Here is a 19,486-nt window from a genome sequence, read left to right on the forward strand (position 1 = left end):
ACGGGGGAAGTTAAAGCGGGGTCGGCAGTCGCGCGTTGACGCGGCTCAGATAATGGTCGAGTTGGCGGCGCAGATCGCCGACGCGTTCCGGCTGGGACCGGCTCAGGTCGTGCTGTTCGCCGGGGTCCGTCGCGAGATCGTAGAGTTCGTCGCGATCGGCCTCGTAAAAATGAATCAACTTGTAATCACCGGATCGGATCGCCGACTGCGGATAGGTCCGGCTCATGGCAAAATCATCGACGCCGACTTCCGGGAGTTTTTCATCAAAATCAGTTTCGGGGTGGTAATAGGGAAAATGCCACACGAGCGGGGTCGGTCGCTGGATCGGGCCACGACGTTCCCAGAGCGGGAGCAGGTTGACCCCGTCGAGCGGCACCTGCGCGTCAGGCGTGATGTCGGCCACCGCGGCGAGCGTTGGCAGGAGGTCGGTGCCAATGATCGGAGTGTCGTCCGTTTGACCGGCCGGCACACGACCGGGCCATCGCACCATGAACGGCACGCGCAGCCCCCCTTCGTAGGTGTTCCACTTGCTGCCGCGAGCGGGACCATTGGCGGCGTATTGCGGATGACCGCCGTTGTCGGAGGTGAAAATCACGAGGGTGTTTTCGGCCAAGCCAAGGTCGTCGAGCTCCCGGAGCACGCGACCCACGAGTTCATCGAGGGTTTCGACCATGGCGCCGTAAGTGGCGCGAGCGGGGTCGGCGTCGGCGGGCAAGCGCGAGGCGATATCCTGTTCCAGCCAGTGGGCCCGAGAGTCGATCGGCGTGTGCACGTAGTAGTGCGCCAACCACAGCAGAAAAGGTTCGTCACGATGACGGCGCATGAAACCGATGGCCTTGTCAGTAAGCGCGTCGGCCCCGAAATCCCCCGCGGGCAAAGGCGGCTCGGGCGATGCATTGCGCCCGCGATAGTGGTAGGGGTGGCTGCCAAATTCCTGATCGCCTTCGGCAAAGCCCTGTTGCCGGGGCCCGTGGGTGTCGGACCAGTGGAGATAGCCTCCATTGTGCGCGCTGACGTGCCACTTGCCGTAGAGACCGGTGCGGTAGCCCGCATCGCGCAGGAGCTCGCCGACGGTGGTTTCGGACAACGGCAGATTGAGCGGATAAGGAGGGATTTTCAGCGCGTGTGGATCGACCGTCGTGCCGGGCAATTTGGTCACGAACTCGAAGTTCAGACGAGCCGGTGAGCGTCCGGTCAAAAATGCGGATCGGGACGCCGAACAAATCGGGGCCGGCGCATAGGCGTGGGTAAAACGCAGACTCTGGGATGCGAGCCGGTCGAGATGCGGCGTGCGATGCCACGGACTGCCATCGATCGCCAGGTCACGCCAACCGAGGTCGTCGGCCAGAATGAAAACGATGTTGGGTTTGGTCGCCGTCTTGGTTCCGGCGGCGATGCTTGAACCAACCCCGCCGAGAGCGAGGCAAGTCAGGAGCAGACCAAAAAACGGACGGACCTTAAACATGGGGAAAAGAGGGGAATGCCGCGCGCGGTGCGAAGCGGCGCGGACCAAGAGAGTTGAATTGAAATAGTGAATACAGAGTCCGACGAATCACGTCGGCTAAAAACGGGCCGGGGAGAATCGCCCCCCGGCCCGGAAGGAGCAGCTTACTTAGAAGCTATACTTGTAGGTGAGCCGGATGTCGCGCAGCGGATTGGTGCGCGTCACGATGTAGGGCTCGTTGGTCACATTCTTCACCAACAGGTCGATGCTGTTGTTGCGGTTGATGGTGTAGTCCACGCCCAGATCCATGCGCCATTGGCTGGAGTCCATTTCGATGCGGCTGAGCGCACCGCCGACTTGCTGCATGAACGGACCGATCATGCTGATACCGCCGCGCACCCCGAAGCCTTTGCCATTCGCATTCGTGAAATCGTAGCGCGTGAAGACGCTGCCATTCCATTCCGGGCTGTGACGAATGGGACGGGTGCCACCGGTGATGGGTTGCGACGTTTTCAGCGTGCCGAAGGCGACGTTCAGATCCCATTGCTCAGTGATTTTGCCAAACAACGCGAGTTCGATGCCGGAACCGACGTCGCCGTCCGTGACAAATTTCTTGAGGGCGGACAGCACCGGATCACCGAGGGTGTCAGGCGCCTGGGAAGTCGTATCGACGCGGTCATTACCGAACTTGCCCGTGGTGGTGATGTCGTAATACGAGGCCGTGTAGGTGACCCGGTTTTCGAACAGGTAGCCCTTGAAGCCGAATTCGGTGAGCTCGGTCGAAGGCGTGCCGCTGATGCGTTCCTGCAGACGAGGGTCACCGGCCGGCAGGTCGCTCCACACATTGGTGGTGGCCGTCGGATTGTTCTGCGTGCTGACGATGCCGTAGACGGAGAAGTGGTCGTTCACCTTGAACGTGCCCGCGGCGCGCCAGGAGTTGACGGTGGACTTGGTCTTGGCGGAGTCCGTGTTGGTGAGGTAGTTCCGTTGGTAACCTTCACCGGTGTCGCGACGGTAGCCGCCGGAGAGCAGGAGGCGATTGTTCAGCAAGTTGGCATCCTGTTGGATGTAGTAACCGAACTCGTCGTAATAGTCGTCCGTGGCGCGGGATACGCGCACACTGCCGGGCTCGATGCTGCGACCGACCCAGGCGTTTTCGGGGTTCTTCAAATCGATGAAGGAATAACGCACCGGGATGGTGCCGGGCGTGTCCTTGCGGTAGGTCGTGCGGTCCTTGTAGGAGTAGCCCACGAGGGTGACGAAATTGAGGTTCTCCGAACCGTATTCGACGTTGAGGTCACCCTGCAGGGTGAGACGGTTCGACGAGCCGTGGACGTAACCCTGCTGCACCGGAATATAGACGCCGTTGGGGTCATACTGCGTGGCGGGATCGTTTTTGAATTCATCCGAAATGCTGGTGTGGGGCGTCGGGAAATTGCTCTCCGCATCCCACCATTCGCCGTCCTTGGAATCTTCAAAATGGCTGATGGCCTGGCGGAACTGAATCTGATCCGTGAATTTGTGGGTCACGATACCGAGCAAGGACATGACGGTGTCATCCGTGCCGCGTTGCGGTCCGCCAATGTTGAAGTTGGAAGGCAGGTTCAACGCCGTGATCGGATCGCTGGCGTCGCCGATGACCGGAATCTCCTTGCGATAAACGGCGGGAATCCAAGCGAAACCATGGCCCGGGGCGCGGGCCGGAGCCTCGATGTCCATGAACTCACCCACGACCGCGATATCCGTCTTCTCGTTCACCACCCAGCGAAGCGAGGGGTAGAGCGCGGACGTCTTGAATTCCGCGAAGTCGAAATAGTGATCGTGGTTGTCCCAAGAAGCGGCCACCCGACCGTAGATGCCCTTGTCGGCGTTGACCGCGAAATTGTGATCGATCGTCGCCCGCATCCCGTTCTTGTCGTGCTCGCCGGAGGAGAGCTGGACGCTGGTATTGGTGAAATCACGACCCACGAAAGGCTTCTTGAGCACGAAATTGATATAACCCGAATCGGTGCCACGACCCTGCACGGCGGAGGCCGGACCCTTGACGACTTCCATGCGCTCATAGCCGAACATGTCCCGACGGTAGGAGCCGGTATCGATGCCATCGGTGAAGGACGAACCGTTGGTGAAGCCGCGAATCAGAATCGAATTGGGACCGGTGCCGGCGGAGGAATTCCGCACTTGGGCATTGGCCACGTAAACGAAAGCTTCATCCATCATGCGCGCGCCGGTGTCTTCGAGGAACTCGGCGGGAACCACGTCGACCGATTGAGGCAGATCGATCAGCTCGCGATTGGTGCGGGTCAGCACGTTGGTTTGAGTGGGACGGTAACCGGCATCGGTATCCGCTGAAATCTCGAAGGGGTCCAACTGAATGACGTCGGACGAAGGTGCAGTTTGGCCTAAAAGTATACAGGGGAGGAAGGCCAGCGCACAGCCAATGACCGTTTGAGAACGGCCTCGGCGAGGGGAGTATGGGGGGTGTTTCATAGTTTGGGTGAGGGAGTCGAATGGATTGTAGGTCTTGATTTGGGCTCCTGCGCCCGGCCCGGCATGAGATATTAGCTATTGATTTGCTTTAACTTACATTACCCGGGTAAACCGATCGCGAACAGGAGGGGGCGAAAGTCGACGAGGCAATGGAGATGCGGCGAGGCAGAAAGCGGGCGTTGCACAAATTTTGCACAAACGTTTTAGCAATTTACCAAAAACAATGGGGATAAATCCAAGACGGGGTTGAGGGGCGGAACGTTGCCGTTTTTGCTAAATGGATTTAGCTGCGTCAAGCGGATTCCTCCCTGATTCTTATTTTGTATCCTTAACCTTCCCCGCGATCGGATTGCCCGGCCCGCCGCCGCAGCGTCGAGGCGCGCACCAATACGGGTGGCGTGGTCAAAACTTCCTGGGGAATCCCTTTTTCGCCACGCAGATAGCGAAACAACAGCGGCACGGCTTCGGCCACCATGGCATCGTTGGCACCCGCGACGGTCGTGAGAGGCGGATCAAAATACTCGGCCAATTCGTTGTCGCCCACCCCGACCACCGCCACATCGTCGGGCACCGCATACCCCCGCCGTTTCAAGGTTTGGTAGGCGCCGATGGTGAGACTGTCCGTGACCGAAAACAACCCGTCCACCTTCCCTCCCCCCGCCAGATGGGCATCGATGGCGGCGGCACCTTGAGAAGGTTGCAGTCCCTCACTGACGAGCTCAATCGGCTCATGGCCGGTCAATTCCCGCGCGGTGTGTTTGAACGCGGCCAGTCGGTTGGAGGTGGTGTGCGTCAGACTGCGGCCCCGCAACACGGTAAGGTGCTGACCGCCCGCGCCCAGCAACAATTCCACCGCGTGACGCCCCACTAAATCGGGCGCCTCCAACACACAGCAGTAACCCGCAATGCTACGACCCAGCACCACGACCGGATAGGGTAGTTTGGCTTGCGCGAGGAAGGCATCGTCCTCGTGTAACGTGTTGGTGATCATTACCCCGTGATACCTGTCCGCTTCCAGTAATCCGGGTTTTTCGGCCAAACGCCCCGCGTGAAACATTTCAATCGCCACCGAATACCGGGTATGCGTCGTGGTCTGAACATCCACGGCTCGTTGCAACGCGTGCAGCGCTTGACCGACCAACGGCAAGGGCGCTTCGAACGACGTAAATATCGCGAGGTCGAACTGCCGGGTCGACGCTTTGTGCGAACGCAATCTTCGGCCCGCCATGTTGGGCACGTAACCCAACTCCAACGCCGCCTCGCGAATTCGTTTGGCGGTTTTTTCCGCGATGCGCCGCTCCACATGCCGATTCGCCAACACCGAGGAAACCGTCGCCGTCGACACCCCGAGATGGGTGGCCAGCTCGTAAATCGTAATCGGGGGTTTGCCAGATGAACTCATGTCAGCGCGTAGCGGGTTGGTTTGCCGGAAGCGCAAGCGATCCGTGCTTGAAAGACCCCGTTGTCCTCTGGTTTCGGCTTACACCCAAGGACTTCACTCCGGCCCGCGCGGGGGTATTCAGAATCCGACGACGGGGGCGAACACAACCAAGCCGTTCCAGGCGGACGGGCATCATGGGTGATGCATGTTCCAGCATGGAAGGGGTCGAAAAATCATCATGTAGTTCGGCTGTCACAGGGGCGGAGACTGCTCCTTTTTGATGAGCTAATTCGATTTTGCAATCACACGATTTCCCGATGTCACCGCTACCACCTGTTTTCGGCCCCACATCGAACCGGGTTGGCCCGTGGGTCATCCGCGCTGGAAAAGGCATCGATAATCCCAACCCGCGAAGCTCGCAAAGCACTCGGAAATCGGCAGCGCGATCACGCATGGCTCAAACGGCTGCTAGCCCGGCGGCATCATAACGTTGCCGCAGCGTCGTGACTATCCGGTCAAATCGTGCCCATGAATCGGCCGACACCACCGTTTTCGTCTCTCCCCATTTTAAGCCGCGCCCCTGCATGCCGGCCGCCACGTTCAAAGGAAAGGTCAGCTCATCCAAGTCCTGACCAATTTCGACCAACGCGCGCACCGCATCCACCGTATCGCTCGCCCTTCCCTCCTGGCACGATGTGAAAATCTCGACCATCAGTTCAGGCACAAAATTGACCATCCCACCGATGCAGCCCGCCGCCCCGACCGCCGCAACTTCGGGCAAACGCGTATCCGCGCCGGAAAACACCACGAAGTCATGCCGTCGCCCGAGATCGACCAGCGTCGGCAGGTAGTCGAATTCCCGGCCACTGTGTTTGATCCCCGCCATCGGGGCCCGTTGGGCAAAGGCTTCAATGGTCTCCACCGCAATGCGATTACCGGTTAGCTCGGGGAAATTGTAGAGCAGCGTCGGCAACTGCACTTCGTCCGCCACGGCCAGAAAATAAGCCAGTTGGTCCGCGGCCGACAGCGGGTAAAAATGCGGCGGCATTAGCGTCACTCCGGGCAACCCCAACTCACGCGCAAATTGCCCCAACTCAATCGCATGACGATGATTGAGATCACTGATGTTGGCGAGAACCGGCAACGGCGCGGCCAACTCCGCGATCGCGGCCAACAACGTCTTGCGTTGCGCCACACTGAATCGCGGGAACTCCCCGGTGCTGCCCAGCGCGAGCACACCAACCACGCCGGTGGTGCGCAACCAGTTCAGGTGCGCCGCCAAAGCCATCCGGTCCAATCGCCCCTGCGAGTCCGTCGGTATCCACAATGCCGCCAACACCCCCGCCCGAGGCAGAGCGGTCATGATCCGACCTCCGTGGCACCGGCGGCACTCCGCTCAAGCATCAACACATAGATGCGCTGGCAAAACTCCGCCCGCGTCACCGGCGAACCTTCCCCTCCGCCACCAGCCGCATCCCAGTCTCTCCACACGTCCGCCAATTGCTCCGAGGTCAGGGTCTCCGCCTCTTTCCAATCCGTGGCCGGCGCCGTGTCGTGACCCCATCGCTCCAACCAGCGCAGCGCGGTGGCACCGTCGAGTGGTTCATCCGCCCTCGCCTGGTAGTCCTCGAAGAATCCGCGGCAACCACAGAACTGCAGACCCGCAAAACAGGGATGTTCGCGGTCCAGGTCCTTGAAAAAGGTGAGCACCTGCCCCTGTTCCAGCAACTGGTGTTGCAGGCGATCCATCGCTACCTCACGGACCTCACCATCGACCGCCAATGCCAGGTGTGCGGCGGTGCCGGCGGCCTGTCCCAGCGCCATCCAGGTGGGCTCCAACCGAATGGTGGAAAACGCCACGTGCGTCGTCGAGGCCGCCACCGGCACCAACAGCCCGTCGACTTTCTGCGGCACGATGATGCCGTAGGGGATTTGGTAGGGATGCGTGAGCTTGTCCAACATCAGCACATAGCCTTCCAGCGCCACGTTCTGCCCCGGCTCGCGTTTGCGCACGGGGAACGAGTCGATGGGAAATTCCCCGGCGGCGATGCTGTCGGCGTGCACTCGCGTGCGACCCAGGACCGACTCCACGAAGACGTCGTTTTCACTCAGCGTATACTCACCACGGATACGCCGGGCCTCCCGCACGTAGAGTTGCCGCGGAAAGCCCGCGCTGCTCGTGAACTCATCGCGCGCGAGGTTGAACCGGCGCGCCAGCCGCCGTTGATCCTCCGGGACCTCCTCGTCGTTCTGCAGGAAATACAGCAACCCGAGCGTCAGGTTGCGCACCCGCGTCATGATCCGCTCCCGCTCCGGCCAATCCGCTTCCGGGTAGTTGTAATTCACCTCACAAAAAGGAAATCCCAGCGGGCGCGGATTGATGTTCACGTCATATTTTTCATTGGGCAACTCCGCCAGCGACAACGCCCGCACCACCGTGTTGAAGGTGGGTGCAAAGTAGCCCATGCCCTCGCGCATCTCCCGCGGCGGGCCCATGCGGCCCTGCCGCCAATCATCCAAGTAACCCACATAGTCCTCCCGATCATAATCCGGCGGGGCCGTGACGGTAAGACTGTTGGCGGGATTGGTCGTCACGCAAAGCCGGTAGGTGTAGGCCTGCAGGCGGCGGTCACCCTCCCCGGTCGTGCCGGGCATGAACGCGCCTGTTTCGTAGTCGATGTAGACGACGCCCGCATGCAGTTCATTGAATTCGCGACGCGCCTCCCGTCCCAGCCGGTAGGGCACCCCGGCCTTTGCCGCCAGATCCCCTTCGTAGGTCGCATCGACGAAGACCTCGCCCGCGAGCCGACGTCGGACCCCACTCGTGCGATCCTGCACAACCGCCGCGCGCACCTTGGCGTCGACCACGGACACCGTATCCAGTTCGTGATGACGAAGAATCCGCAGGTTGGATTCCGCCGCCAGCATGGCATCCAGAACTTTTTCCGCCACGGAGGGTTCATAGTAGTAGCCGTTCTGGCACAGCGCCACGTTGGGATGGTCCGGACCGTAGGTCTGCACATAATGCGCCAGGACGTTGTCCACGAATTCGCGGAACACGCCGTTGATCGCCTCCCGCGTCTCGATGTCGGACTTGCCCAGTCCGTTCGTCATCATGGCGCCCACCATGGGATGATATTCGGTCAGGATCACCGTGCGACCCAGTCGCGCCGCGGTGATCGCCGCCGCAATTCCTCCCGGCGTGCCGCCGATCACGACGACTTCGGCCGTCAAATTTGTTTCGCTATCGCTCATAAATCATCTCCATTCCCGTCGCGTTTTCTCGTTCCCATGGTCCATACGGTCAGTCCGGTCAGATCCCGCGTAGGGGCGTTCCGAATCCGGCTGACGGCGTAGGCCAGCACGATGAAGAGTCCGTTGACCAGCGCCCCGCTCCAGTAACTGTGCACCGGCAGGGTCAGGTTGGCGGGCAGCACTCCGGCCAGCCCGAGTCCGAGGTAAATATTGAAGCCGATCGCCAACGCCATAGCGATGAGGGCCGACGTGCCGTCCACGCGTCGACTGAAGAAGCCGAGCAGAAACAGTCCCATCAGACAGCCCCCAAACACACTGGTGACGATCAGGCTCACATCATTCATGCTCTCCTTCTCGATGTGGCTGAACCCAATCGCCCCGAGCACGGTCAACAAGGTGACCGTGCCTGCGATCCACCGCGCCATGCGCAGATAGTAACGGTCGCTGCGCCCCTTGGCCAAAAAGGGTTTCATCAGGTCAACCGTCACCACGGTGGAGATCGAATTGATGCCCGAATCCAGACTGCTCATCGTCGCGGCCAGCACCGCCGCCACCACCAACCCGGCCAGCCCCGCCGGAATGCGCGTCAGCACAAAATACGGCAGCACTTCGTCCGCGGCCAAGGTCGCCACGGCCGGATCGGGAAACTCCAGGTAATAGACAAACAACGTGGTGCCCACGAAGAAGAACAGCGTCCACAACGGCAGGGCGATGAGTGAGAACAGGGCCGTCGCCTTCCGCGCCGAACTCAACGAGCGCGCCGCCACGTAACGTTGCACCATGTTCTGATCGCCGCTGTAGATACCCACCCACGTGACCACCCCCAGGAGCGCCACGGTCCAAAACGTGCGCTCATTCAAATTCCATTCAAAACTGCCCAGACTGAATTTGCCGTGGCCGGCTCCGATTTCAATCACTTGCCCCAAACCGCCCGGCAGATCGATCTCCGCGCAGATCAAACACACGACGCCACCGATCATCAAGATGACGGCCTGCACCACATCGGTCCAAATGACCGCTTCGATCCCACCGGCAATGGTGTAGAGCGCGATGAACACCCCCGCCGCCAGCACGACCAATTCGAACGGCCACCCGGTCAAGAGCTGCAACGGGATGGAAACCAGAAACAGAATCTGCGCCATGCGGATGAGTTGCAGAATCACAAAGCTCACCGTGCCGTAGATCCGCGGTCCGGTGCCGTATCGATTACCCAAATACTCGAAAGCCGAGGTCAGTTTACCCCGCCGGAAAAACGGGATGAACACCACAATGGCCAGCACCGCGACAAACGGCAGCACCAGATTCACGCTCAGCTGCCGCCAATCCAGTGTGAACGCCGCCGCCGGCAGCGCCAGGAACGTCGCGGAGCTGATGACGGTGCCGAGCATCGACAGTCCGATCATCCAGCCCGGGAACGACCGGTTGCCGACAAAGTATTCCTCGGTGGTTTCGGTGCGCCGCGCGAAATAGAAGCCGATCGCGACCATGGCCGCGACATAGACTCCGATTACGGCGCCATCGAGAAATCGAATATGCAGATCCATGAAGCAGGAATTCGGGGCAAACGTGGAGGGCGGTCAGCGACGCAGGCGTTCGATCTCGTCGAGCGGAATCTTGATGACTTCGATCGCCGTCTTGTGGCGGGAATACGCCACGAAGACCGCCCCGTCGTGCTCCATGGCGTGGGGATACTGCACGCTGCCCGAGGTGTGTTCCGCATCAAACACGCCGCCCTCGGGCGACACCGGAATGGGCAGCTGCGCCATCGCCGTGAAAGTCACCCCGTCATCGGAGACCGAAAGACACAATGGATTGCGGCCCGCCGGGTTCGCGTTGGAGATCAGCACGTAGTATCCTCGCGAAGTGCGCAGGCAGAAGAACTTCGAGGTGGCATCGGGGAAATTGGTCTTGGCGGGTGCGCTCCAGGAGCGACCGTTGTCCTCCGAAAACGCCCGATAGAAGCGCCCGGAGCGGGAGTTGTCGCGAAACACGCCGGCGAGGCGCCCATCGGGCAGCGTCCACCAGTTGGGCTCTTCCGGACGGAAGCCGTCGGCGGGTGCTTCCGTGACAATTGGTGACTTTTCCCAGACATCGATTGCCTCGACTCCGCCGGTCAGCATGAAGACATCGCGACGGTAGTCCGGCCCCCGGCAAATGATGCCCCAGCGTCCATCGGGCAACTTCGCCGGCGGGAAATTATTGATGGCCTGATCAGCGATCGCGCCCAACGGCTCCCAGCGCTCTCCGGCCGGATTCCATTCAAAGGCATGCAGCGCCAGACTGGGGCCGAAGAAACGCACCCGCCCTTCCTGGTAAGCTTCGTCGAGACTGCCCAACGCGATCAATTTGCCGTCCCGCACCCACAACCCGCGAGCGATGTAACGCAAGCCATCACGCGTCGGCGGGCCCGCCACGATGCCGGCATCGCTCCAGTGCAATCCGTCGGGGCTGGTCGCGTAGCGCAGATGTTGCGTGGGGTGGTCCTCCACGATGCGGCCGTGACTCCACAGCGCCCAGTATTGGCCATCATGATACGCGAGGTAGGAATGCAGGCGATAAACCCACTCTCGCGGATCGTGCAGGTCGGCCAGATCAAAGACCACGGCTTTGCTGACAAAGGGTTGCTTGGTGAGGGAACCGGCGGTCACCAGCGCATGCTCACCCTGCAGCACCGGCAGCGCGGCGTAATCGATCAAGGTCGGGTCCTCGCCCGTGGTCGAAAGGTTCAGCATCGGGGTCTCGGCGGCCGAGACCGCGGCCGTCCACACGGCGAGCGCAGCGAAAAGCTTCCACCGGCGAACGCGGTGTGAACAAGGGGAACAAATGGAGCGAGGGGTCATGATGAGGAGAAGAATGGGGTTAGCGTGAAAAGGGTGACGTGGGCCGGGCGGCGGTCCAACCGGCGTGCAATTGCCGCGCGAGCGCGGTGGTTAAATCGGGTTCGAGGTCTGCCAGGTTGCGGCGTTCCCACGGATCCGCCGGCACGTCGTAGAGTTCCCGGTCGATGACGGTGCCGTCGTTCGATCGCGTCCACTCGACGTAGCGATATCGCTCGGTGCGAATGGCTTGCCCGACCGCGCCCGCCCGCACGTAGCGGCCAAACACCGCCGACTTCCAAGCGCGATCCGGGTGATCCAGCAGCGGCGCAAAACTAGTGCCTTCCAACGCGGTTTCCCGCGGCAGTCCCGCCAGCTCGGCCAGCGTAGGATACAGGTCCACGAGCTCCACCAGCGCCCGGGTGCGGGTGCCCGGACGGGTCAGTCCCGGGGCCACGATCATCAGGGGCACGCGGGCATCGAGTTCGGTATTGGTCTTTTTCCCCCACTGGCCGTTTTCACCGAGGTGATAACCATGATCCGCCCAAAGCACGATGATCGTATGGTCGGCCAATCCCAGCTCTGTAACCGCGTCCACAATACGGCCGATTTGGGCGTCCACGTAACTCGCCGCCGCGTAATAACCGTGTCGCAACTGGCGGGTCTTTTCGGCGTCGATGTCCGACCGGGTGCGAATGTCGGTGTAGCCGCGCATCTCTCCGGAATCCGGACGCCATTCGTAACGCCACGGACGCGCCACCAAGGCGGCGGCGGCCCACGGTTGCGCCACTTCCGGCGAAAGCCCGAATTTTTCCCGCTCGTGGAGGTTCCAATACCGGGTGGGCGCGCTCCACGGCAGATGCGGCCGCTTCGTGCCCACGGCCAGAAAGAAGGGTTGGTCGCGCAATCGGGTCAGTGCTTCGATGGCGGCATCGGCCGCCTGCCCGTCCACGTAGGCTTTGTCGGGCGCTTCGACGGATTCCGTGGCTTCGCCCTTGCGCATCGGCTGGATGAAACCGCCGATGCGATTGCCCGGCAGCAGGTATTCGTCGCGCTTGACGATGTCGGCCAGACGTTCCGGCACGGACCACGACACCGGATCGAGAATCGGCGGGTAGACGTGGTTCACTTTGCCAATGGATTCGGTGTGGTAGCCGTGCTGTTTGAAGAGTTGCGGCAACGTCACCACATCGGGCAACTCCTCGCGATAGTGCGCACCGCCCTCGCCGCCACTGATGCGCGGAAATGCTGCCGGACGACGACCGGTGATGACCGAGGCGCGCGACGGCGCACACAATGCTTGCTGGCAATAGGCGCGCTCAAACAACAACCCGCGGGCCGCCAACCGATCGAGGTTGGGCGTAACCGCCCGCGCATCGCCGTAAGCTCCGATGGCCGGTCGCAAATCGTCGACAACGAGAAACAGCACGTTGGGTCGGGCCGCCCGGGTCAGACCCGCGAACAGGACCAGTCCGATGATGCCGGCGCAGTATCCGAGTCGCACACGCATCACCGGGAACTCGCCTCCTTGGTTCGCTCGGACAACGTATGCACCTGATAAGGCGGTTGGGATGCGGGGAGATCGGCCACCCGAATGCGCAGCACTTCCACGGTTTGCTTGGCACCGGCAAAAGCGACGAACAGGAAACCGTCGTGCTCCATCACGTGGGGATAGTCGATGTGTCGACCGCCCACGAGGTAGAGCAACCGGTCGAACACCAGGCCATCCTCACTGATCGCCAGTGTCATCGGGTCACGGCGATCGGGGTGCGAGTTATTGACCAGGATGAAGCGGCCGTCCGGCAACTGCACCCCGTTGAACTTCGATTTGGCGTCGGGAAAATTGGTGCGAACCGGCCGCGTCCAGGTGCGCCCTTCGTCGGTCGAGAAGGCCCGAAACAGATAACCGGAGTCGAGGTTGTCCCGGAACAGCGCCACCAGATTGCCGTCGGCCAACTGCCACCAGTAGGGTTCCTCGGCGGCCAGCGCGGAATCGTCGTAACCTATCACTGGATACGTTCGCCAATCGGTGATCGATTTGACCCCGCCGCGCATGAACGAAACCGCCTTCAGTTGATCGCGTCGGGTCATCAACCAATCGCCCCCGGGCAATTGTTTCGGCGAGAAGTTGTTCATGGAGTCGTCCAACACCAGGCCGCGATGTTGCCAGCGGTCACCGTGGCCGGAGACCAGTTCAAACGCGTGCAGCGACAGGCCGGGGCCGGCGTAGCCCGGGGCTTCATAGCGGCTGGCCAGCGCGAGCAGTTTGCCTTCCCGGACCCAGAATCCGCGGGCGATCCAGCCGTAGCCGGAATCGGGCGCGCCGGTGATGTCGCCGATCTCGCCCCAGTCGAGGCCGTCCCGACTGGTGGCGAAAAACACGTGCTGATCCGCGCGGTCATGCCCGGGCACGCCCCCTTGGAAATGCGCGCGCGGCACACCGGGACCATCACTCCACATGGCCCAGTAGCGGCCGTCGAAAAACACCAGATAGTTGTGTTGATTGACCCGACGGCCCTGTTGATCGCGCACGTCGCTGATCACGGCGTGGGCGGCCGGCAGCAGCGGCAACTCATCGAATTTGATTTGATGCGTGTCCGCCGGCACCCAGTCGCCCGCCAACATCAGCGGGGAGTCGGGGTGATCAACCGGATCCGGGCGCACGGCGGGAACCGTCAACGCGGTGGCGAGCACCAGTCCGAGGCATAGGGTCGGACGGATAGTGGAGGCAGTCATGGCGACGACAAATCGATTCGGTTGCGATCAGAAGCGGTAGCTCGCGCTAAGGCGATAATTGCGATGCTTGGTCACCCCTACGCCGGTCCACCACGTGCTGGGCATGGCGTCGATGTCGTCGGTGATATTCTCGATGCGCAGGCGCAGCTTCACGTTGCGCCAGTCGTAACCGAGCACGACCGTCATCAGGTCACCGCCATCCAGGATGAAATTGGACGAGCGATTCAGGTAGCTCTCACCCCAGCGATTGTAGATGCCGGTGACGGAGAAGTCGGTCAACGGGCCTTCCTGGAACTGGTAGCGCAAGACGGCCGACGCGGTGGTTTCGGGCACGCCATCGGCCGGCAAACCATCGGACAGCAGAGAGTCGATTTTCGAGTAGGAGAACATGGCGTCGAAGCCCGGCGCGGGGTTCAACGCGATGTCCATTTCCCAGCCATCCGTGGTGCGCTCGCCGCCCGGATAGGAGTAACTGCGGTCGTCGATACCGGTGACACTGCCGTCTTCGTCGCGAGCGTTGAGCAGCACATTGTCCTCCACGTTTTGGAAGACGGAGATCGTGCCGACGAGACGACTGTTGAAGAGGTTCAACTTGGCCCCGATCTCATCGGTCGAGATGGTGCGGTTGGGGAATTTTTGACCGAAGGTGGCGAGGCGTTGGTCGGTGCCGCGCTCCGGCACGAAGGTCTCGGCATTGTTGTAGAAGATCGAAAGTTCGTTGCCGTCCCGGGAGTAGGGTTTGGCCACGAGTCCGAACTTGTTCACCCATTCCGCGTCGTGCGTGTCACTGAGCACGGTGCCGTCGGTGGACCGCACGTTGGTGAAGTCGATCGAGTCGTAGCGGGTGCCGATCACCGCAATGACGCGATTGTCGAGAAAGGACGCGCGTTCGATCGCCGCGAAATTGGAGGACGACGAGTCACTGGCGGTGTCGGGCGTGATGTTGGTGACATCGGCGTATTGCTCGATGATCGGACGCAGGTCGCCGATGCCGGACGGCGGATTGGGCCAGATCTCCGCCACGCCGAGGCCGTTGATGCCGGTATCAAAGTGGTAGGTGGACCGAATATCGGCCGGCAGGGTCGCCACGTCGTTTACCCGGATATCCGCACTGTCGTAACTGGAACCTTCCCCCGAGGAGGTTTGACCGTAGAGCAGGAAATTATTGGCGACCGGACCGAGGTCGAAACTGAGGTTCAGATCCGCCGTCAGCGACGAGCGTTCCGCATCATCCTCGCCTCGATTGTAACGCAGCCCGGCGCGACCGAAACGGGAGAGGTTGTCGGTGATCAAACCGGTGATCTCCGGTCCGCGACCGACGCTGGGCGAGCCGTCGGGGATCTGGTTGCCGGCGTTGTCGATGAAGATGGTGCTGCCATTTGAACGTGTGCGGGCGCCGGACGTCGTGCGCTCTCCGTAACGACCCACGACACGCAGGTCGGCTTCGACCGCACCCAAGGTGAAGTGCTTGCTGGTGCCGAATTCGAGGTTCGAGTTTTCGCTCTTGTTGAAGTTCTGAAACACCACGCTCATCTGGCCGCGTTCCATGAATTCATAGAACGGCGCGCCCCGGCCGTCGGGCGTGCCGAACGCCCAGACCGAATTGGAAACGCGCTTGGAGGTATCGTCCGCGAACGCCCCCCACGCCCATACCTTGAAGCCGTTGTCAAACTGGTAGGAAATGCTGGGATTAATCCACGTGGAGACACCGTCGGGTTCGCCCTCTATGCCCACGGGGCCATCCGTGTTGAGCACGGCGGCCGAGACCCGGTAACCGAGTTTGCCATCCGTGCCGGCCAGTCCGGAATGATCAACCGATGCCCGCCAGAAGTTGTAGCTGCCGATCGCCAGATCGATCTTGGTGAACGGTTCGGCGCGCGGACGTTTGCTGATGATGTTCACCGCCCCACCCGCGCTGTGCTGCCCGTAGAGCACACCGGCGGGGCCTTTCACGATTTCCACGCGTTCCACCATGGAGTAGTCGAATCCGCCGTTGTCGCTGAAGTTGAGATCATCAATGCCATCGCGTAGTGCTCCCGTGGTGACATAACCCCGAATGGAAAAATTATTGGACTCCTGCAGGCCGCCCCCGGAGTTGCCGTGGAACACGCCGCTGACGAGATTGAAGGTGTCGCGCAATTCGACCGCGGCGGTGTCCTCGATCAAACGTTCGTTGATGGTGATCACCGAGGCGGGCAGATCGGTGATGGGCACGGCGGTGCGCGATGCGGATAGCGAAGTGGTGGTGCCGTAGCCTTTGACCGAATCGGACGAGACTTCAAAGGCATCCAGAGTCACCACCGCGGAATCAGCATCGTCGCGGGCTGAATTCACCGCTTGAGCGGAAACAAAAGAGGAGAAGGCCGCCGAGAGGCACAGACTCGCACCGACGACGGAATATGGAAAACGCAGTTTCATGGGTGTGGGGAGGGGTTGAACGAAGAAGCGTCACCCCGCAAAGCGGAGCAACAGGCCGGACCATACAAGCGCGGGGTCCACAATCGGCGGAAAGAAATACTCGCAAAATAGTGAAATTTGTAACATCGAAAAATTTACCCCCTTTCGCATGACTGATCGTGAAATGCTACTCGAACACGCCCGCAAGCTCATGCTGCCCGGGGCGTTGCACCGCTGCCATCGAATCATCAAGGGTCTGCAGGCGAGAAACCTGCGGGGGGAGTCCTACCTGCGGGAAAGCCAGCGGTTGATCCTGGTGGTCTCCGGCGAAGCCCGGTTCGTGGGGGTCGAGGCGGGTGAGCATTTCGATCTGAAACTCAAAGTCGGCGACGCCATATTTTTTGGCCCGCGGTCCTATATTTGCCCCAAACCCCGGCAGAGTTACCAGTCGCTGGGATTGCTGTATCAACCCGACGACGCCCTCATCAAACTGAGTCTGACCTCCCGCGTGCCGGGCCCCACCGGCGTGACGCTCAGCTACCTCGCACAATGGGAACTGTGGCGCAAAACGCATCTGCGGCTCGACTATTTGTTTCGCCTGCTGGGGGAAACCGCGCCCGTCGCAACCGCAGACTCCTACGTGCACAAATTGTGCGAACTTCTGGTCGCGGAAGCCATCGAACTCCTCAATGCGCCGACGTCGAAAAACCCGGAGCCCGGCAGCTACCTGTGGGAACGGGCCTGCACTTACCTGGCGGACCACTGGGCCGATGCGAGTATCAGTCGCGCCTCTCTCGCCCGCTACCTCAACGCTCACCCCAACCACGTTTCCCGCATCTTCCGGCACACCGGCAAGACCACCATCGCCGCCTATCTCAACGAACTGCGTCTGATGCACAGTTTGGATCTGCTCGAAGACTCGAGTTACAACATCACCGAAATCGCCGCCCTTTGCGGCTACTCGGATTTGCAATACTACATCTATTGTTTCCGCCGACGCTTCGGTAACACCCCCGGTCAGTTCCGCAATCAGCATCGCCGCCGTAACGCGGCGTCCTCGCTGACCACTACCCACAGCTGAAACGGAAAACCCACGTTCGCTTCGACTCACACCGGAGCTTCGATCCCCGACGGGCCGACGGCGGGACCGGACTCCCCCTCCTTTTCCTCACGCAAAACCGCCGCGAGCGGCGATCAAGCCGCCGAGTCGTCCTGGTGGTGCGTCAGCTCGTCCTTGAGTTTGGAAAAATTTCCGGCTTCGGCGGCTTGGACGAACCCTTCGGTCACACTTTTGAGGCCCTCCCACTGCGCCCGAATGCTTTTGGCTTCGGCGTCGGTAATTTCCTGATCAGAAGCCGCCGAAGCGATCACGCCCAACATGTCGGCGAACTGCCGCACGATGTCGTTGGTGGCTGGAATCAGTTCGTCCGAATCGCGCAACGCGGCGGGATTGTTGATGAAAAAACCACCCGCGCATTTCGCTACCCATTGGGCAACTCGTTTATCACCGGTTATTTCCATCAACTGCTTAACGCGATCCAAGGGATTGACCGCCCCGCTGCCCGCATCCGCCGAAGGCTTCTCCGCCCACTTGTAGATGAGTGAAAGCGACAACCCCATGTCACCCGACACTTGCTTGGCACTGGTCTGTTTTAAGAGATCTTTGAGCAGTTCGTGAGACTCCATGTTAACCACCATGGGGTTCAGCTAACTTGAGGCAATCCCGTGAAGTCATGCTTTTTGGCGTGCCTCATCCGGGACGAATCTGCCATTTCTAAAGGTCCATGAACATTCACGAGTATCAGGCCAAAGCCCTGTTTGAAAAATACGGAGTGCCCGTGCCCGCGGGCACGACGGCCAAAAGCGCCGCGGAGTTCGATACCGCCCTCGCGGAGCTCCCGGAAGGGCCCACGATGGTCAAGTCCCAGATTCATGCGGGCGGACGCGGCAAAGGCACGTTCGTTGACGGCTACAAGGGCGGCGTGAAGTTCTGCCCCACCAAGGCCGAGGCCAAGGAAGTCGCCGGCAAGATGATCGATAACACCCTCGTCACCATCCAAACCGGCCCCGCCGGCCGCAAGGTGCAGACGATCTACTTCACCGTCGCGAGCGACATTAAGAAGGAATACTACCTCGCCGTCCTGCTCGACCGCGCCACGTCCTACCCCGTCATCGTCGCCTCGACCGAGGGCGGCATGGATATCGAGACCGTCGCCCACGAGACACCCGAAAAGATCACCAAGGTGTTCGTCGATCCCGCCTACGGACTCGCCGACTACCAAATCCGCGAACTCATTTTCTCCCTCGGCCTCGACAAGACCGAGTCCAAGAACGCCTACAAGCTCATCAAAAAGCTCTACGACTGCTTCTGGGAAACCGACGCCGCCATGATCGAGGTCAACCCCCTCATCACCACGCCGACCGGCGACGTGCTCGCCCTCGACGCCAAGGTGTCGTTCGACTCCAACGCCCTCTACCGCCACCCGGATATCGTCGCCCTGCGCGATCTCAACGAAGAGGACTCCAAGGAAATCGAAGCCTCCAAGCACGACCTCGCCTACATCGCCCTCGACGGCAACATCGCTTGTCTCGTCAACGGGGCCGGTCTCGCCATGTCCACCATGGACATCATCAAACACTTCGGTGGCAGCCCGGCCAACTTCCTCGATGTCGGCGGCGGCGCCACCAAGGAAAAGGTCATCGCGGCCTTTAAGATCATCCTCGGCGACGCCAACGTGAAGGGCATCCTCGTCAATATCTTCGGCGGCATCATGGACTGTAACGTGATCGCCGAAGGCATCGTCGACGCCGTCAAGGAGGTCGGCCTCGAACTGCCGCTCGTCGTGCGCCTCGAAGGCAACAACGTCGTCGCGGGCAAAAAGACGCTCGCCGACTCCGGCCTACCCATCGTCTCCGGCACCAGCATGGCCGACGCCGCTCAAAAAATCGTCAACCTCGTCGCCTAAC

The 19,486-nt window shown here is 61.1% G+C and carries 13 protein-coding genes; 2 read left to right on the forward strand and 11 right to left on the reverse strand.

The window, feature by feature from the left end:
* Positions 1-10: 10 nt before the first annotated feature.
* From PXH66_RS13775 to PXH66_RS13820, 10 genes are all read right to left on the reverse strand, one after another.
* Positions 11-1,465: a sulfatase gene (locus PXH66_RS13775; RefSeq protein ID WP_330929219.1), complete on the reverse strand. Its 1,455-nt coding sequence runs from the start codon at positions 1,463-1,465 to the stop codon at positions 11-13.
* A gap of 147 nt (positions 1,466-1,612) precedes the next feature.
* Complete coding sequence (locus PXH66_RS13780) at positions 1,613-3,934, reverse strand: TonB-dependent siderophore receptor (RefSeq protein WP_330929218.1); 2,322 nt, start codon at positions 3,932-3,934, stop codon at positions 1,613-1,615.
* 328 nt (positions 3,935-4,262) lie between these two features.
* Positions 4,263-5,336, reverse strand: a complete 1,074-nt coding sequence (locus PXH66_RS13785; protein WP_330929217.1) for a LacI family DNA-binding transcriptional regulator — start codon at positions 5,334-5,336, stop codon at positions 4,263-4,265.
* 436 nt (positions 5,337-5,772) lie between these two features.
* Entirely contained in the window at positions 5,773-6,678 is a 906-nt protein-coding gene (locus PXH66_RS13790) for a dihydrodipicolinate synthase family protein (protein ID WP_330929216.1), read from the reverse strand.
* Positions 6,675-8,570, reverse strand: a complete 1,896-nt coding sequence (locus tag PXH66_RS13795) for an FAD-dependent oxidoreductase (protein WP_330929215.1) — start codon at positions 8,568-8,570, stop codon at positions 6,675-6,677. The genes PXH66_RS13790 and PXH66_RS13795 overlap by 4 nt, the downstream gene beginning before the upstream one ends.
* The gene (locus tag PXH66_RS13800) at positions 8,567-10,114 is read right to left on the reverse strand and encodes a sodium:solute symporter family protein (protein ID WP_330929214.1); all 1,548 of its coding nucleotides are present in this window, start codon (positions 10,112-10,114) and stop codon (positions 8,567-8,569) included. The genes PXH66_RS13795 and PXH66_RS13800 overlap by 4 nt, the downstream gene beginning before the upstream one ends.
* A gap of 33 nt (positions 10,115-10,147) precedes the next feature.
* Positions 10,148-11,410, reverse strand: a complete 1,263-nt coding sequence (locus tag PXH66_RS13805; protein WP_330929213.1) for an exo-alpha-sialidase — start codon at positions 11,408-11,410, stop codon at positions 10,148-10,150.
* Between the two features lie 19 nt (positions 11,411-11,429).
* Positions 11,430-12,896 (reverse strand): sulfatase, encoded by a 1,467-nt coding sequence (locus PXH66_RS13810; protein WP_330929212.1) that lies wholly within the window; start codon positions 12,894-12,896, stop codon positions 11,430-11,432.
* Entirely contained in the window at positions 12,896-14,122 is a 1,227-nt protein-coding gene (locus PXH66_RS13815; RefSeq protein ID WP_330929211.1) for an exo-alpha-sialidase, read from the reverse strand. The genes PXH66_RS13810 and PXH66_RS13815 overlap by 1 nt, the downstream gene beginning before the upstream one ends.
* Before the next feature lie 27 nt (positions 14,123-14,149).
* Positions 14,150-16,540, reverse strand: coding sequence for a TonB-dependent siderophore receptor (locus PXH66_RS13820; RefSeq protein ID WP_330929210.1), 2,391 nt, complete (start codon positions 16,538-16,540; stop codon positions 14,150-14,152).
* Between the two features lie 148 nt (positions 16,541-16,688).
* Between PXH66_RS13820 and PXH66_RS13825 the strand changes: the two genes are divergently transcribed.
* Positions 16,689-17,600, forward strand: a complete 912-nt coding sequence (locus PXH66_RS13825; protein WP_330929209.1) for an AraC family transcriptional regulator — start codon at positions 16,689-16,691, stop codon at positions 17,598-17,600.
* Between the two features lie 113 nt (positions 17,601-17,713).
* Here the strand turns inward: PXH66_RS13825 and PXH66_RS13830 are convergent, their stop codons facing one another.
* Positions 17,714-18,205, reverse strand: a complete 492-nt coding sequence (locus PXH66_RS13830) for a hypothetical protein (RefSeq protein ID WP_330932046.1) — start codon at positions 18,203-18,205, stop codon at positions 17,714-17,716.
* A 98-nt stretch (positions 18,206-18,303) separates the two neighbouring features.
* Here PXH66_RS13830 and sucC point away from each other — a divergent pair, with 98 nt between their 5' ends.
* Positions 18,304-19,485: an ADP-forming succinate--CoA ligase subunit beta gene (gene sucC, locus PXH66_RS13835; protein ID WP_330929207.1), complete on the forward strand. Its 1,182-nt coding sequence runs from the start codon at positions 18,304-18,306 to the stop codon at positions 19,483-19,485.
* The last annotated feature ends 1 nt before the right edge of the window (position 19,486 follow it).

It is taken from the genome of Synoicihabitans lomoniglobus (assembly GCF_029023725.1).
In the GTDB taxonomy this organism is placed as follows: Bacteria; Verrucomicrobiota; Verrucomicrobiia; order Opitutales; family Opitutaceae; genus Actomonas; species Actomonas lomonigloba.

Coding starts and splice junctions, on each gene's coding strand:
- PXH66_RS13800 (WP_330929214.1), bottom strand. CDS start 10,114: ATGGATCTGCATATTCGATTTCTCGATGGCGCCGTAATCGGAGTCTAT.
- PXH66_RS13815 (WP_330929211.1), bottom strand. CDS start 14,122: ATGACTGCCTCCACTATCCGTCCGACCCTATGCCTCGGACTGGTGCTC.
- PXH66_RS13790 (WP_330929216.1), bottom strand. CDS start 6,678: ATGACCGCTCTGCCTCGGGCGGGGGTGTTGGCGGCATTGTGGATACCG.
- PXH66_RS13810 (WP_330929212.1), bottom strand. CDS start 12,896: ATGCGTGTGCGACTCGGATACTGCGCCGGCATCATCGGACTGGTCCTG.
- sucC (WP_330929207.1), top strand. CDS start 18,304: ATGAACATTCACGAGTATCAGGCCAAAGCCCTGTTTGAAAAATACGGA.
- PXH66_RS13780 (WP_330929218.1), bottom strand. CDS start 3,934: ATGAAACACCCCCCATACTCCCCTCGCCGAGGCCGTTCTCAAACGGTC.
- PXH66_RS13795 (WP_330929215.1), bottom strand. CDS start 8,570: ATGAGCGATAGCGAAACAAATTTGACGGCCGAAGTCGTCGTGATCGGC.
- PXH66_RS13830 (WP_330932046.1), bottom strand. CDS start 18,205: ATGGAGTCTCACGAACTGCTCAAAGATCTCTTAAAACAGACCAGTGCC.
- PXH66_RS13820 (WP_330929210.1), bottom strand. CDS start 16,540: ATGAAACTGCGTTTTCCATATTCCGTCGTCGGTGCGAGTCTGTGCCTC.
- PXH66_RS13805 (WP_330929213.1), bottom strand. CDS start 11,410: ATGACCCCTCGCTCCATTTGTTCCCCTTGTTCACACCGCGTTCGCCGG.
- PXH66_RS13825 (WP_330929209.1), top strand. CDS start 16,689: ATGACTGATCGTGAAATGCTACTCGAACACGCCCGCAAGCTCATGCTG.
- PXH66_RS13785 (WP_330929217.1), bottom strand. CDS start 5,336: ATGAGTTCATCTGGCAAACCCCCGATTACGATTTACGAGCTGGCCACC.
- PXH66_RS13775 (WP_330929219.1), bottom strand. CDS start 1,465: ATGTTTAAGGTCCGTCCGTTTTTTGGTCTGCTCCTGACTTGCCTCGCT.